11 protein-coding genes are annotated in these 14,455 nt (G+C 59.0%); 3 read left to right on the plus strand and 8 right to left on the minus strand.

Features of this window, described 5'->3' with window-relative positions:
- Nucleotides 1-15: 15 nt before the first annotated feature.
- The 7 genes from atpA to ABIB44_RS06100 form a co-directional block, all read right to left on the minus strand.
- A complete protein-coding gene (gene atpA / locus ABIB44_RS06070; RefSeq protein ID WP_354583741.1) occupies nucleotides 16-1,599 on the minus strand; it encodes a F0F1 ATP synthase subunit alpha in 1,584 nt (527 codons plus the stop codon).
- Nucleotides 1,600-1,707: 108 nt separating this feature from the next.
- On the minus strand, nucleotides 1,708-2,268 hold the full coding sequence (atpH, locus tag ABIB44_RS06075; protein WP_354583742.1) for an ATP synthase F1 subunit delta: 561 nt from the start codon (nucleotides 2,266-2,268) through the stop codon (nucleotides 1,708-1,710).
- Nucleotides 2,269-2,388: 120 nt separating this feature from the next.
- Nucleotides 2,389-2,889 carry a F0F1 ATP synthase subunit B gene (atpF, locus tag ABIB44_RS06080; protein ID WP_354583743.1) on the minus strand — a complete coding sequence of 167 codons (501 nt, stop codon included), beginning with the start codon at nucleotides 2,887-2,889 and terminating at the stop codon, nucleotides 2,389-2,391.
- A gap of 136 nt (nucleotides 2,890-3,025) precedes the next feature.
- Complete coding sequence (atpE, locus tag ABIB44_RS06085) at nucleotides 3,026-3,301, minus strand: ATP synthase F0 subunit C (protein WP_168671467.1); 276 nt, start codon at nucleotides 3,299-3,301, stop codon at nucleotides 3,026-3,028.
- Between the two features lie 122 nt (nucleotides 3,302-3,423).
- A complete protein-coding gene (atpB, locus tag ABIB44_RS06090) occupies nucleotides 3,424-4,488 on the minus strand; it encodes a F0F1 ATP synthase subunit A (RefSeq protein ID WP_354583744.1) in 1,065 nt (354 codons plus the stop codon).
- A gap of 39 nt (nucleotides 4,489-4,527) precedes the next feature.
- Complete coding sequence (locus ABIB44_RS06095; protein WP_354583745.1) at nucleotides 4,528-4,932, minus strand: hypothetical protein; 405 nt, start codon at nucleotides 4,930-4,932, stop codon at nucleotides 4,528-4,530.
- A 138-nt stretch (nucleotides 4,933-5,070) separates the two neighbouring features.
- Nucleotides 5,071-5,304, minus strand: a complete 234-nt coding sequence (locus tag ABIB44_RS06100) for an AtpZ/AtpI family protein (RefSeq protein ID WP_354583746.1) — start codon at nucleotides 5,302-5,304, stop codon at nucleotides 5,071-5,073.
- 202 nt (nucleotides 5,305-5,506) lie between these two features.
- Here ABIB44_RS06100 and porW point away from each other — a divergent pair, with 202 nt between their 5' ends.
- From porW to uvrC, 3 genes are all read left to right on the plus strand, one after another.
- Entirely contained in the window at nucleotides 5,507-8,923 is a 3,417-nt protein-coding gene (gene porW, locus ABIB44_RS06105; RefSeq protein WP_354583747.1) for a type IX secretion system periplasmic lipoprotein PorW/SprE, read from the plus strand.
- A gap of 199 nt (nucleotides 8,924-9,122) precedes the next feature.
- Nucleotides 9,123-11,375: a penicillin-binding protein 1A gene (locus ABIB44_RS06110; RefSeq protein ID WP_354583748.1), complete on the plus strand. Its 2,253-nt coding sequence runs from the start codon at nucleotides 9,123-9,125 to the stop codon at nucleotides 11,373-11,375.
- A 130-nt stretch (nucleotides 11,376-11,505) separates the two neighbouring features.
- Nucleotides 11,506-13,350, plus strand: a complete 1,845-nt coding sequence (gene uvrC, locus ABIB44_RS06115; RefSeq protein ID WP_354583749.1) for an excinuclease ABC subunit UvrC — start codon at nucleotides 11,506-11,508, stop codon at nucleotides 13,348-13,350.
- Nucleotides 13,351-13,439: 89 nt separating this feature from the next.
- Here uvrC and porN read toward each other — a convergent pair whose 3' ends face one another.
- The gene (porN, locus tag ABIB44_RS06120) at nucleotides 13,440-14,399 is read right to left on the minus strand and encodes a type IX secretion system ring subunit PorN/GldN (protein WP_354583750.1); all 960 of its coding nucleotides are present in this window, start codon (nucleotides 14,397-14,399) and stop codon (nucleotides 13,440-13,442) included.
- Between the last annotated feature and the right edge of the window lie 56 nt (nucleotides 14,400-14,455).

Here is a 14,455-nt window from a genome sequence, read left to right on the forward strand (position 1 = left end):
TTACTTAATAGTTGACTACTTCACTGCGTAGTTCGCCGAGACGTCCTTCGCTACCTCGCGGATAGCCTTGGTGGCCGTGTCCTCCAACTTGCCGGCTTTCAGGGCCTTCAGCACGTCGGGGTAGCGCGAGTTCATCACCTGGCCAAACTCCTTCTCAAACTCACGCACGCGGTTCACGGGCACGGTGTCGAGCAGGCCGTTGGTGGCGGCGTAGATGATGGCCACCTGGTCCTCCACCTTCACGGGCGAGTACTGGGGCTGCTTCAGAATTTCGAGGTTGCGACGGCCGCGCTCAATCGTGAGCTTGGTCGAGGCATCGAGGTCGGAACCGAACTTGGCGAAGGCTTCCAGCTCGCGGAACTGGGCCTGGTCGAGCTTCAGCGTACCGGCCACTTTCTTCATCGACTTAATCTGAGCGTTACCACCCACACGCGATACCGAGATACCCACGTTGATGGCCGGGCGAACACCTGAGTTGAACAGGTTGGTCTCGAGGAAAATCTGGCCGTCCGTAATCGAAATCACGTTGGTCGGGATGTAGGCCGATACGTCGCCGGCCTGCGTCTCAATCAGGGGCAACGCCGTCAGCGAACCACCACCTTTCACGAGGTGCTTGATGCTCTCGGGCAGGTCGTTCATGTTTTTCGCAATCTCGTCCGAGGAGTTGATTTTGGCGGCCCGCTCCAGCAAACGGCTGTGCAGGTAGAACACGTCGCCGGGGTAAGCCTCACGGCCCGGAGGACGACGGAGCAGCAGCGACACCTCGCGGTAAGCCACGGCCTGCTTCGACAAGTCATCGTACACCACGAGTGCGGGACGACCCGTGTCGCGGAAGAACTCACCAATAGCAGCACCCGTGAAGGGCGCGTAGAACTGCAGCGGAGCCGGGTCGGAAGCCGAAGCGGCTACTACCACGGTGTAGTCCATCGCGCCGCCCTTGGTGAGGGCCTGCACTACCTGGGCTACCGTCGAAGCCTTCTGGCCGATGGCTACATAGATGCAGTATACCGGCTGGCCGGCTTCGAAGAACTCGCGCTGGTTGATGATGGTATCGATGGCCACGGCCGACTTACCCGTCTGGCGGTCACCGATAATCAGCTCGCGCTGGCCGCGTCCAATCGGAATCATCGCGTCAATCGACTTGATGCCAGTTTGCATCGGCTCGGTTACGGGCTGACGGAAGATTACACCAGGGGCCTTGCGCTCCAGGGGCATCTCGTACAGCTCGCCCGTGATGGGACCGCGGCCGTCGATGGGCTGGCCCAGCGTGTTCACCACGCGGCCCACAATGCCCTCGCCCACTTTAATAGAGGCGATTTTCTTGGTGCGCTTCACCGTGGCACCTTCCCGGATTTCCGAGTAGTCGCCCAGCATCACGGCACCCACGTTGTCCTCTTCCAGGTTTAGCACCAGCCCTTGCAGGCCGTTTTCGAACTCAATCAGCTCGCCGGCCTGGGCTTTGCTCAAGCCGTAGATGCGGGCCACGCCGTCGCCAACCTGCAACACGGTGCCAACTTCTTCCAGCTCGGCTTCGGACTTGAAATTGGACAGTTGCTGCCGCAGGATTGCGGAGACTTCATCCGGACGTACTTCTGCCATTTGTATTAGGGTTGTAGGGGCGGCTCGCAGCCGCCCGTCGTTGAGCGATAAATAGAACGACACTCAGCCGGGTCGTTCAATCGGCCGGGCGGGGGCAAGCCCCGCACCCTACAGTTGTTGTTGGTAAGAATTTTCTTGCAGCGAGGTACGCAGCTTGCGCAGGCTGGTCCGCACGGAGTCGTCAATCTGGTTGTCGCCCACCCGCAGCACGAAGCCACCGATGAGTTCCGGGTCAACTTTCTCGCTGAGTTGCACCTCGATGAGGCCGGTTTGCTTGGTCACCAATGCCTTTATTTCGGCGCGGGCGGCCGGCGTGAGCGCCGTAGCCGACGTTACTTCGGCCGACTGGATACCCTGCAGGCTGTTGTACTGCGCCAGAAACTCCGGCCCAATTCCTTCAATCGCCGACTCGCGGTTTTTGCTGGTCAGGATGGTGAAGAAGCGCAGGGTCATGTCCGATACCTTCCCACCGAAGATGGCGTTCAGGATGGCCAGCTTCTTGTCGTGCTTCACAATCGGATTGCGTAGCAGCAGGCGCAGGTCGCGGCTTTCGGCCATGGTCTTGCTCAGCAGGTCCATGTCCGCTTTCACTGCGCTCAGGGTGCCCATCTCCTTGCCCAAGTCGAGGAGCGACTTGGCGTAGCGGGCCGCTACTCGTTGGTCAGCCATATTATTTTGAGGTTGTCATGCTGAGCTTGCGAAGCATCTTATCAGGTTCGCGCCGCTCGGTAAGCTAAATCTGACGAAAGCAGCGGTGATAAGATGCTTCCTTCGTCAGCATGACAGGCGTTAGTTCAATTTTACGTCTTTCAGGTAAGAATCGACCAGCTGCGTTTGGGCGGCGGGGTCAGTCAGCTCGCGGCGTAGGATGCGCTCGGCAATGTCGAGCGAAAGCTTGGCGGCGGTATTTTTCACTTCGGCTAGGGCCGCGTTCTTCTCCTGCTGGATGGCTTCGCGGGCTTGCTGGATGATGGTGTTGGCTTCGGCGGTAGCGCGGGCCTTTTCGGCTTCGCGGTGCTGGTTGGCCATTTGGGTGGCTTCCTGCATCATGCGGTCGCGCTCAAGGCGGGCATCGGTCAGCAACTTCTCGTTGCCAGCTTTCAGCTGCTGCATCTCAATCTTGGCCTGGTCGGCCATGCGCAGGGCACCTTCGATGCTGTCTTCGCGCTCTTTGAGGGCGAGCAGAATCGGCTTCCAAGCAAACTTGGCCAGCAGAAACAAAACCAGCAGGAAAATAACCAGTTGCCAAAAAATCAGGCCGAGTTCAGGGGATAAAAAAGCTGGCAGCATGGATACGGTATTTTAAAGAAATGTCAACTAATCAATTAGGCAGATTAGGAGCAGGTAAGCCCGCCGCGCCAACTGCATGTTGCAGCAGCGGGCGGCGGGCTTCCAACTACTTCCGGGCCCAAAGCCCGGCCCGTTGCTAAACGAGTTTCGTCCAGATAAGCACGCAGACTACGACTGCGAACAGGCCCAGACCTTCAATCAGCGCGGCGGCGATAATCATGGCCGTCTGGATTTTGCCCGAAGCTTCCGGCTGACGGCCGATAGCATCCATGGCGCTGCCGCCGATGCGGCCGATGCCCAGGCCAACGCCCAAAGCAACCAGACCTGCACCGATACCGGCACCCATTACAGCCAGACCAGGACCGTAGTTAGCTGCCATGGCAACTGCTTGCAAAAACAAAGAGAGTAACATAAAAATTGGAAAAAGGGGGAAATGAAAAAGTTCGTCAGTTCCGCAGCGGGGAGGGGGGGATTGCCACGGGCTGGCCGAAACAGCCAGTTGGCGGGTGGCAGGCACCCGGCCGTTAAGTCAGATTAGTGTGAAACGTGAGCCGAAGAGGAGCCGTCGTCGTAGCCCATTTGCATGTCGGCGTCGTGGTGGTCCTCTACCGCGCCGCCGATGTACATCGAGGTGAGCAGGGTGAAGATGAACGCCTGCAGCAGGGCCACCAGCAATTCGAGCACGTTGATGAACAGGCCGAAAGCCAGCGTCACCGGCGCTACGGCCCACGATTTGAAGATGAACACCAGGCTGATAAAGCTCAGCACCACGATGTGGCCCGCCGTGATGTTGGCGAACAGACGAATCATGAGTGAGAAAGGCTTAGTGAAAATGCCAATCACCTCCACGATAATCATGATGGGCAACAGCGGCTTAGGCACGCCGGGTGTGGCGAAGATGTGCGCCCAGTAGTACTTGTTGCTCGAAGCCAGGGTGATAACCAGCGTCATCAGGGCCAGCACCATGGTCACGGCGATGTTGCCGGAGAGGTTGGCCGCGCCGGGCGTGAGGCCCAACAGGTTGTTGAACCAGATGAAGAAGAACACCGTGAGCAGGTACGGCATGTAGCGCTCGTACTTGGGGCCGATGTTTTTCTTGGCTACTTCGTCGCGAATGAAGACGATGATGGGCTCGAAGAACGACTGAATGCCTTTGGGAGCGCGGCCTTGGTTCTTGCGGTAGCCACTGGCTACGGCGGTAAACACCACGAGCATCAGCACGGCGCTGCCGATGAGGCCGGCTACGTTTTTAGTAATGGAGAAATCGTAAACCTTGCTACCATCGGTACTCACGAGGTGCTCGTGGTCGAGCTTCAGGCCATCGTATTCTTTGCCGCTGGCTTCGCCTTCGCCGTTGGATATTTTCTCAGAAGAAAATACCGACACTCCCTTGCCGGGGCGGTAGGCAATGATGGGCAGGTAGGTGGTGAAGTTGCCGGTATCAGTGGCCAGCCAATGCCACTCGTGCGAATCGCCGATGTGGTGCAAAATCATTTCGCCGGGATTGAAGCCTTCGGCCTTTGCGCCCTCGCCGACGGGTTCGTTAGCGAAAACGGACAGGGAGACGAAGCAAAGGAGAATCGAGAGTAAACGCTTCATTCAAAGTTAATTAATGACCAATTTCGGGCTAACGCATTATCATTGCGCTACTTGCTTTCCTGAAATCGGCCGCAAGTTACTCAAAGTAGCCCAGATTTCAAACCCGGCCCACGAAAAGTACAGCAGGAAGAAGGCCCCGAGGAAGGTCCAGATGCCTCGCGGCTCGCGGGCGATGCCGCCAGCCAGCAGCCACGTAACGAGGCCCAGCGACGTCAGCAGCCGGACCGTCATGCCGATAAGGTAGCCCATCGCCAGACTATGAGGGTCGCGGGCCACGAGCCGCGCCGTGAGGCTGTAGGCGAAGTAAGTGAGCGCAGCCATGACGGCAAATAGCAGCCCCGTGCGCGGATGCACCACGCCCACCCCGTAGATGCGATGCAGGATATAAATGGGCAGGCCCAGCGCGGCGGTGAAAATCAGGAACTGGCGCAGGAACGTGTGCATGGATGAATAACGGGGCTAAAATATTGTCATGCTGAGCGCAGTCGAAGCGTCTCTGCCGCTTCGTTGCAGTCAACGTTGATTACTTCTGCGTTAGAGATGCTTCGACTGCGCTCAACATGACGTAACACGATTGAAGGTTTACAATGACTCTTTGGTGAGGCTGCGGATAACCTGAAATACGGCCAGGAACACGCCTAACAGCAGCAGGCCAATGGTGAGCCAGGGCTGGGTATGCAAACGGCCGTCGAGCCAGATGCCCAGCCAGGCACTTCCCCCGATGATGGCCAGCATCTGGAAGGCTAGGCCGGAATACTTCATAACAGCCTGCAAGCGGTTGGAGCCGGAGGGCTGGGGCTCAGATGGAGTAGGCATGGACGGGCGCGAAAAGGCGGGGAACAAAGGTACGGCACGAGCCGGGCGGGCGTGGCCGACGAAAAAACGTAATTTTACCCGTCCGGCTCCGTTATCTGGCAGTGCCGGCGAACATTTCGGGGCGCGTTGGGCGTTCCGGCTGCTCAGACTAGCTTTTTCCTTTACGCTGATTTTGATACATCAACCGCTGACATATCGCTGGGTGGCAAGGTTTCTGGTCCTGCTGGGGCTGGGGGCGGCGGGCTGCGCCTCGGATAAGAACATTGTTTCGCACGCTTTTAACAACGTGGCGGCGCGCGACAATGCCTATTTCATCGCCCGCGAAAAGCTGCGGGGGCTGGAGGACAAGCTCTACACCACGGCCCGGCCCAACGACTACAACCAGCCGCTGCCGCTGTTTCCGACCCTGGACAGCGCCAGCGTGAAGGCGAGCCGGGCCGAATTGAACGACATCATTAAGCGGGCGTCGATGCCGATTCAGCACCGGCCGGGTTCGGATTGGACGGATGATGCTTACGTGTTGGTGGGCTGGGCACGGTTTTACCTGATGCAGTTCGACGACGCGGCGCTCACGTTTAAGTATGTGAACTCGACCAGCAAGGACGACAACGCCAAGCACGAGGCGCTGATTGGACTGATGCGGACGTTTATGGCGCAGGGCGAGCTGGAAAGCGCCAAAGCCGTTTCGGATTTGCTGGATAAAGAGCAGGGCCTGCCGAAGGACGCGCGCCAGCTTTTTCTGACCCGGGCCGACTATTACCTGCGCACTGAGGAGCCCGCCAAGGCCATTGGCCAGCTCGAAAAGGCTATTCCGTTGATTGAGTACAAGAACGAGCGGTCGCGCACGCGCTACCTGCTGGCGCAACTGTACCAGGATGCCGGCGATAACAAAAAAGCCTACGAGCAGCTCGACCAGATTCTGGCCCGCAACCCACCGTATGAGCTCGACTTCCAGGCCAAGCTGATGCTGGCCCAGGTATCGGACCTGAGTACGCGGGACCGGGAACGGCTGGACAAAAACTTCGCCGGGCTGCTAAAAGACCTCAAGAACAAGGACTACCGCGACAAAGTATACTACGAAATGGCGCGGTTGAACTACCGCGAAAAGAACTACCCGGAGGCGCTGAAGCTGCTGCGGCAATCAGTGAAAGCCACCACCACCAACCGCTTCCAGAAAAGCTATGCCTACCTGCTGGCCGGGCGCATTTATTATGAAAACCTGCATAAGTACCCGTTGGCGGCCGCGTACTACGATAGCACGGTGCAGAACCTGAATAAAGAAGCTAAGACCTACCTGGCCATTAAGGAGCGTAGTGACATTCTCAAGGATTTCGCCAAGCAGTACACCATCATCGAAACGCAGGACAGCCTGCAGGCACTAGCCAAACTGGCTCCGGATGCGCTGACCGAACGCCTGAATACCTACGCCACCGCCGAGCTGGCCACCCGCCAGCGAGAGGCCGACCGGCTGGCGGCCTTGGCCAAAACCCAGGCCCGGGCCGCCGACCTGGCCAGTCGTACCTCTTCGGCCAACAGCGGCATTGGCAGCAATCTGCCCGGCGGCAGTCTGGCCCCCGGCAGCAGCCTGGCCACTGGCGGGCTCGACGTGCCGGCAAGGGATGTGACGGCATTCGACCCTACCGCCACGGCTGCCGCCGGGCAGTGGTACTTCGACAACCCTACCCTGTTGGGCACAGCCCGGTCCGAGTTTCTGCGGAAGTGGGGCAACCGCCAGCTCCAGGACAACTGGCGCACCAACCGGCAAGCGCTGGGTTCGCCCAATACGGTAGCAGGGGGTGGCGCGCCGCTGAGTGTAACCGGCAACTCGAGCACCGTGGTGAACGGTGCCCCGGCCGACTCGGCCGCCGCTGCCGCATCGGCCAGCCCCACGGCGGCGCGCGACAAGCTCGTAGCTCAGTACCGCGCTACCATTCCCTTCGACCCTGGGCAGCTATCGGTTTCGAACCGGGAAGTGGAGGCAGCACTGTATGAATTGGGCGGCATCTACAAAGAGCAATTACGGGAGCGGGAGAAAGGATTTGAAACCTACGAGCAGCAGGTGAGCCGCTACGAGCGCGGCGAGCACGCCCCCGATGCCTATTACTTACTGTATCTGTATTACAAAGACAAGCCCGATGCAGCTAAAACAGCGCAGTATGCAGCGGCGCTGCAACGCGAGTTTCCGAAGTCGATTTATGCCAAGCTGATTGCTGACCCGCTGTACCGCGAACACGAGCTGGCCCTGCACAACGCCGTAGCCAGCCGCGTCGACTCAGCCTTTACTTTTTACGTGAACCAGGAGTTCCGCAAGGCCAACGCGGTACTGGCCCGCACCGAGAAGCAGTATCCGAAGAGCGACCTCACCGACCGGGTGGCTTATCTGAAGGTGCTGCTGATGGCCCGCACCCAGGCACCGATTACGGCCAAGGCTTCGGTAGAGCAGTTTATAAAGAGCTACCCCGACAGCCCACTCCAGCCGCAAGCGAAGGAATTGGCGGCCTCCTACGGCAAACAGGAAAGCGGCTCGCTGGCCGGAGCCCTAGCCTCGACGGAAAAGCCGGTGATTTCCCAGTTCCGCCCCGGCGAGGTGAACAACCGCATTCGCATTTTCTATAAGGAAGACGAAACGCCGGCTAAGGCCCTGGGTCCTGCTCCGGCCAGTGGTACGCCGAAGTCCGGTAATGAGGGGAAAGTGCCCACTGGCAAGCTCGTTGAAACAACCCCGAGCGGCTCGGCGGAACCGGCCCCGTTGGTTCCGGCCCCGGCGGCGGTGGGTACCTCGGTGCCGGGCGCACCCGCGCCAAGTGAAGTTGTTGCGGCAGCTCCAGCCGGGACCGCAGTCGCGGCGGCTCCGGTGCGCAAGGGCCGGCCCACCCGCAAACAGTTGGCCGCGGAAGCCGCCGCGAAAAAGTCCGCGGCTGCCCCAACTGGGTCGGCACCAGGTATTAGCCCGGCCGGCACCGTGCCCGCCGCCGGTATCTCGCCGGCTTCAACGGCCCCTAATCAGCCTTTGTCGGCACCGGTGGCCGCCCCGCTGGCTACGGCGGCTCCCATTCGCAAGGGGCGGCCGACGCGCAAGCAGTTGGCCGATGAGGCTGCCGCGAAAGCTGCAGCAGCCAAAGCAGCGGCGGCCACGGGTGCTACGCCCACCGCTCCGGCTCCGGCTAGTACGCTGCCGCCCGCTACCACTCCGGCTGCTGGCACCCCGGCGGCCACGGCCGGAGCCAGCACGGCCTCCTCGGCCCCAGCCACAGCTTATACCACCCAATTGAACGGGCCGCACGCGGTAGTGCTGGTGTTTCCGAAAAGTTCGCCCGCAGCGACGGGTCTGGCAGCCCAGCTGGCGACCTACAACAGCCGCTTTTTCAAGGCCAACAACCTGACCGTGGAGACCCCCGCGCTGGGTACCGACCAAGAACTGGTGGTGGTGCAAGCCCTACCCTGGGCGAAAGTCGCGCAGAGCTACGCCACCAAGCTGCGCGGCCCGCAGTCGCCGCTGGCCAAGCTGCGCGGGGCCGGTTATCAGACCTTGGTCATTAGCGTGGAAAACCTGGCGCTATTGCAAAGCAGCGGCGATTTGGCGGGGTATTTGAGCTTCTACCAGCGCGTATACAAATGAGTTAAACGTTAGGAGTTATGAGTTACGGGTTGGCATTCGGACCTTTGTACCGTGGTTAGGCCGGCCAAAGTTGTAACTCTTAACTTTTAACCCCTAACTCCCAACTCCCTCAATGCCCAGTACTCCTCCCGCTCGTCGCCCCAAGCCTCAATCTTTGAAACCGGTTCGCTCGGGAAGGTTCACGGCGTTTGTGCGTACTATGTGGCTGCTGTTTGGCGTGGGCGTAGTGGGGCTGGCGCTGTTTGTGCTGGCCGTGAGCGGCAACTTCCTAGACCTGTTCGGGCGCATGCCCAACCTCAAAAGCCTCGAAAACCCGCGGTCGGAGCTGGCATCCGAGATTTATTCGGCCGATGGCGTGCTGTTGGGCAAGTATTTCCGCGAGAACCGCACGCCGGTCGACTTCAAGGACCTTCCTCAGAATTTGATTGATGCCCTTATTGCTACCGAGGACGTGCGCTTCGAGCAGCACTCCGGTATTGATGCCAAGAGCGTGCTGCGGGCCGTGACGGGCGTGCTCACCTTCTCGCACAATGGTGGCGGCTCCACGCTCACGCAGCAGGTAGCCAAGGTACTGTTCCGCACCCGCGGCGACCTGAACGACGGCACCCTGAACGGCACCGGCAAGCTGGGACTGCTTATTACGAAGACCAAGGAATGGATTCTGGCCATCCGGCTGGAGCGCAACTACACGAAGCGTGAAATCATCCGGATGTACTTCAACACGGTAGAATACGGTTCCAACGCCTTCGGCATCAACACGGCGGCCAAGACGTTCTTCAACAAATCGCCCAAAAACCTGAGCACGCCCGAGGCCGCCACGTTGGTAGGTATTGTGAACGCACCGGGCCGCTTCAGTCCCGTGGTGCACCCCGACCGCTCGCGTAAGCGCCGCAACTGGGTGTTGCGCCAGATGGCTAAATCGAACTACATCACCACCACCGAGCTGGCTCAGGACACCGCCAAGGCCATTGTGCTACACTACTCCGTGGAAAACCCCAGCAAGGGGCTGGCCCCCTACTTCCGGGCCGAGGTGGTGAAGTCGCTGTTGAGCTGGGCCAAGGAAACCGACCACGACCTATACGCCGACGGCCTGAAAATCTACACCACCATCGATTCGCGCATGCAGCAGCACGCCGAACAGTCGCTGGCCGAGCACATGGCACTCCAGCAAAAGTGGTTCTCGGCCCATTGGAAGGGCCAGCTGCCCTGGCGCGACGAGAATGGCAAGATTATCCCCAACTTCCTGGTGAACTCCATGCGCCGCACCCAGCGCTACAAGTCGCTGATGACCCAATACGACGGCAACCGCGACTCGGTGAACTACTACCTGCACAAGAAATACAAGATGCAGGTGTTCTCCTGGCAGGGCGAAAAGGAGATGCTGATGTCGCCTTACGATTCGCTCGCCTACTACAAGCGCTACCTGCAGGCTGGCTTTATGGCCATGAACCCGCTGAATGGCCAGATTAAGGCCTGGGTGGGCGGCCCCAACTACAAGTTTTTCAAGTTCGACCACGTGCGCCAGGGCAAGCGCCAGCCCGGCTCCACCTTTAAGCCCATCGTGTACGTGGCGGCCATCGACCAAGGCTACTCGCCCTGCTACCCGCGCCCCGATGTGGCCACCACCTTTCCGGCCGTAGCCGGCCGCGCGCCCTACACGCCCCACAATTTTGAGGGCAGCTTCTCGGGGCGCACCTTCACGCTGCGCCAGGCGCTGGCCCGCTCCATGAACTCCATTACGGCCTGGCTGGTGATGAAGCTCGGCCCCGAAACCATCGCCACCTACGCCAAGCGCCTCGGCATCACTTCGCCGGTCGATGCCGTGCCCTCGATGGGTTTTGGCACCTCCGATTGCAGTATTTTTGAGTTGTGCGGCGTTTATTCCACCTTCGTGAACAAGGGCGTGTACACCACCCCCGTCATGGTTACCCGCATCGAGGACAAAAACGGCAACGTGCTGCGCGAGTTCGTGCCCCGTACCCGGGAAGTCCTGAGCGAAGAAACCGCCTACATCATGACCAACATGCTGCAGGCCAGCACCACCGAGCCCGGCGGCACCAGCACTATCCTGCACACCGGCTTCAAGTTCCCATATGAAATTGGGGCCAAAACCGGTACCACCAGCAACTACTCCGATGCCTGGTTCATGGGCATCACCCCCGACCTGGTATGCGGCATGTGGGTGGGCGGCGAAGACCGCAGTATCCACTTCCGCACCGGCACCTATGGCCAGGGTGCCCGCGAGGCCCTACCGCTCTATGGACTCTTCATGCAGAAGGTGTATAAGGACAAGAGCATCGGCATCAACACCGGCCCCTTCCCCAAACCCAACACCCCACTTAGCATCGAAATCGACTGCTCGAAGTATTACGGGGGCCAGCGCGACACCATCCCCGCCGACCAGAAGATGCAGGTGCCCAACGCCGGCGATTTGGACGACAAGGACATTTAAACAGCCGGCAACTTTCTATTTCTTCTCAATGACCGGCGACTTTTGCCGGTCATTTTTTGTTATTTCCGTACGCTTATTTTTCGGTGTTTCTGCCGCCGTACCCCTTCCTATCCTTCGCCTACTTTCGTCCATGGCCGCCAACTCCGAACTCCAAGCCCAAATCTCCGCCCTGCCCCACAAGCCCGGCGTGTACAAGTATTTCGACGACGAGGGCATCATCTACGTGGGCAAGGCCATCGACCTGCGCAAGCGCGTAAGCAGCTACTTCACTAAAAACGACCACAACAAGAAAACGCAGCAGCTAGTCCGCAACATCAAGCGCCTGGAGTTTACCATCGTCGACAGCGAATCGGATGCCTTCCTGCTCGAAAATAATCTCATCAAGCAGCACCAGCCCAAATACAACATCCTGTTGAAGGATGGCAAGACCTACCCCTTCCTGTGCATTACCAACGAGCGGTTTCCCCGCCTCATCCCCACCCGCAACAAGATTAACGACGGCTCGCGCTACTACGGCCCCTACGCCAACGGCACCGCCCTCAATGTGCTGTTGGAACTCATCCGCGCCCTCTACCCCCTGCGCACCTGCAATTACAACCTAACCGTCGCCAACGTCGAGGCCGGCAAGTTTAAGCCCTGCCTGGAGCTGCAAATCGGCAATTGCAACGCCCCCTGCATCGCCCGCGAAGATGAGGCCACCTACAACGCCTACATCCAGCAAATCCGCAACATTCTCAACGGTGACCTGCGCATCCCCAAGCAGTACTTTAAGGAAAAGATGTCGGCCGCCGCGCAGGAGATGCAGTACGAGCTGGCTCACCAGTTCAAGGTTAAGCTCGATAAGCTGGAAGCCTTCCAGGCCAAGTCTACCATCGTGAGCGACACGCTCACCAACATCGACGTATTTGCCATCGCCAGCAACGAGAAATCGGGCTTTATCACCTATCTCAAGGTGATGAACGGCAGTATCATCCTCACCCAATCCCTCGAAGTTACCAAGAAGCTCGACGAGGAAGACGCCGAAATCCTGGCTCCGCTTATTATGCAGCTGCGCCAGGAGTTTGAAAGCGAATCGCGCGAAATCCTCACCAACGTGGCCGTCGAACTTCCGCTACCCGGCGTCAGCCTCGCCGTGCCCCAAATCGGCGACAAGCGCAAGCTGCTCGAGCTAGCCATCAAAAATGTGCTCTACGCCCGCAAAGAGAAGGAAAGCATGAACGAAAAGAGCAAGGACAGCAACGAGGTGCGCATTATGGAAACCATCAAAAAGGACCTGCGCCTCACCGAGCTTCCCAAGCACATCGAGTGCTTCGACAACTCCAACTTTCAGGGCGATAACCCCGTGGCGGCCATGGTCTGCTTCCGCAACTCCAAGCCCAGCAAGCGGGACTACCGCCATTACCACATTAAAACCGTCATCGGCCCCAACGACTTCGACTCCATGTACGAAGTGGTGCACCGCCGCTACCGCCGCCTCACCGACGAAGGGGCCAGCCTCCCGCAACTCGTCATCGTCGACGGCGGCAAGGGCCAGCTCAGCATGGCCGTCAAGGCCCTGAAAGACCTCAACCTCTGGGGCCAGATTGCCGTCATCGGCATCGCCAAGCGCCTCGAAGAAATCTACGTCCCCAACGACCCGCTGCCCATCTACATCGACAAACGGAGTGAGTCCCTGCGCCTCTTCCAGCGCATGCGCGACGAAGTGCACCGCTTCGGCATCACCTTCCACCGCTCCCGCCGCGACGCCGGCACCCTCAAAACCGAACTCACCGATGTCAAAGGCCTAGGCCCCGTCACCGCCGACAAGCTCCTCAACAAGTTCAAGTCCGTTAAGAAAATACGCGAGCTTACCGAATCGGAATTAGTCGCCGAAGTAGGCAAAGCCAAAGCCAAAATCCTCCAAACCTACTTCGCATCAAACGAAGCCCCCTCCCACCCCATGCCCCCCCGGCAACTCCCCACTCCCCAATCCTGAAAAAGCAAAAGCCCCTCGCATCACTGCAAGGGGCTTTTTAATCTGCTACAAAATCCGTGAAATCCGCTTAAATCTGCGAAATCCGTGATTTAGAAAGACCACAGGTTGTACTCGTACTCAATCAAATCAGCGGCCGTCTGCTGAGCTGCCAGGATGCCTTGCTGTGCGCCACCGTAGATGTCGTCCAAACGGCTATCGCCGGCATTCGACACTTTGGTGATGTAAGAGTTGAACAACCACAGCTCAAAGGCATCTGCCAGATTCTTGTGCTGCGCATCGTTCTCAGCATTGAACCAGATGGCGTTTTGCGGATTGGCGCGGAACACCTTCACCAAGTCGCTGTATTTGAACGTGCCAATTGGCTTCTCAATACCCGACGTGTTGGAAGCGAGCGTCGAAGGAACCAGCAGCGTAATGGATTTAATATCGTGATACATTCTCGACCGTTTTTTGTCGAAAATCATATCCTCCTTAATCTCCATCTCATAGATGTCCTTCGGGCGGTACTCGTTGCCGGCCGGTTTGGCCACGGCAACCGTGGCCGCTACCGGCGCGTTCACCATGATAACTCGGCCTTTTTTGTCTTTCATCGGCTTGCCGGCGGCATCGAGCTTGGCTACTTTCTTAGGAGCAACTTTCTTGGGAGCCGGAGCACCCCAATCATCACCGCCCGACTCTGGCTTGAAGCCCGCGGCGATTTCATCGGCGCTGAGCTTGTCTACCGCGTCCACATACGAGTTATTGCTTTGAACCTCCACAGAGGTAAGAGTCGACGTCAGCGAGTCATTCTTGTATGCCTGCAACTCACCCCGCCGCACGGCATCCATAATCACGCGGCTAATTTCCTTGCCTTCCGAAAACATCGGCTTGTTCTGCTTCTCACGCAGGTCAACCTGACGCCAGATGCTCTTGCGGAACATCTGGTCGGAGAGCGGAATAGGCCGGTGCGAACCGGTGCTGCTGGCCGTAGTGGCCTGCTCCTGCGCAGCGGCAGTCAGCGAGAGCGATAAGCCTGCGGCGATGGCCGCCAGCGTGTGCAAAGATTTCATAACGGGCAAAAGCAAATTGGCTGTAGGATAGTTCGCTAACGTGACCAAGCCACGGA

The organism is Hymenobacter sp. UYCo722 (assembly GCF_040547115.1).
Classification (GTDB): Bacteria; Bacteroidota; Bacteroidia; order Cytophagales; family Hymenobacteraceae; genus Hymenobacter.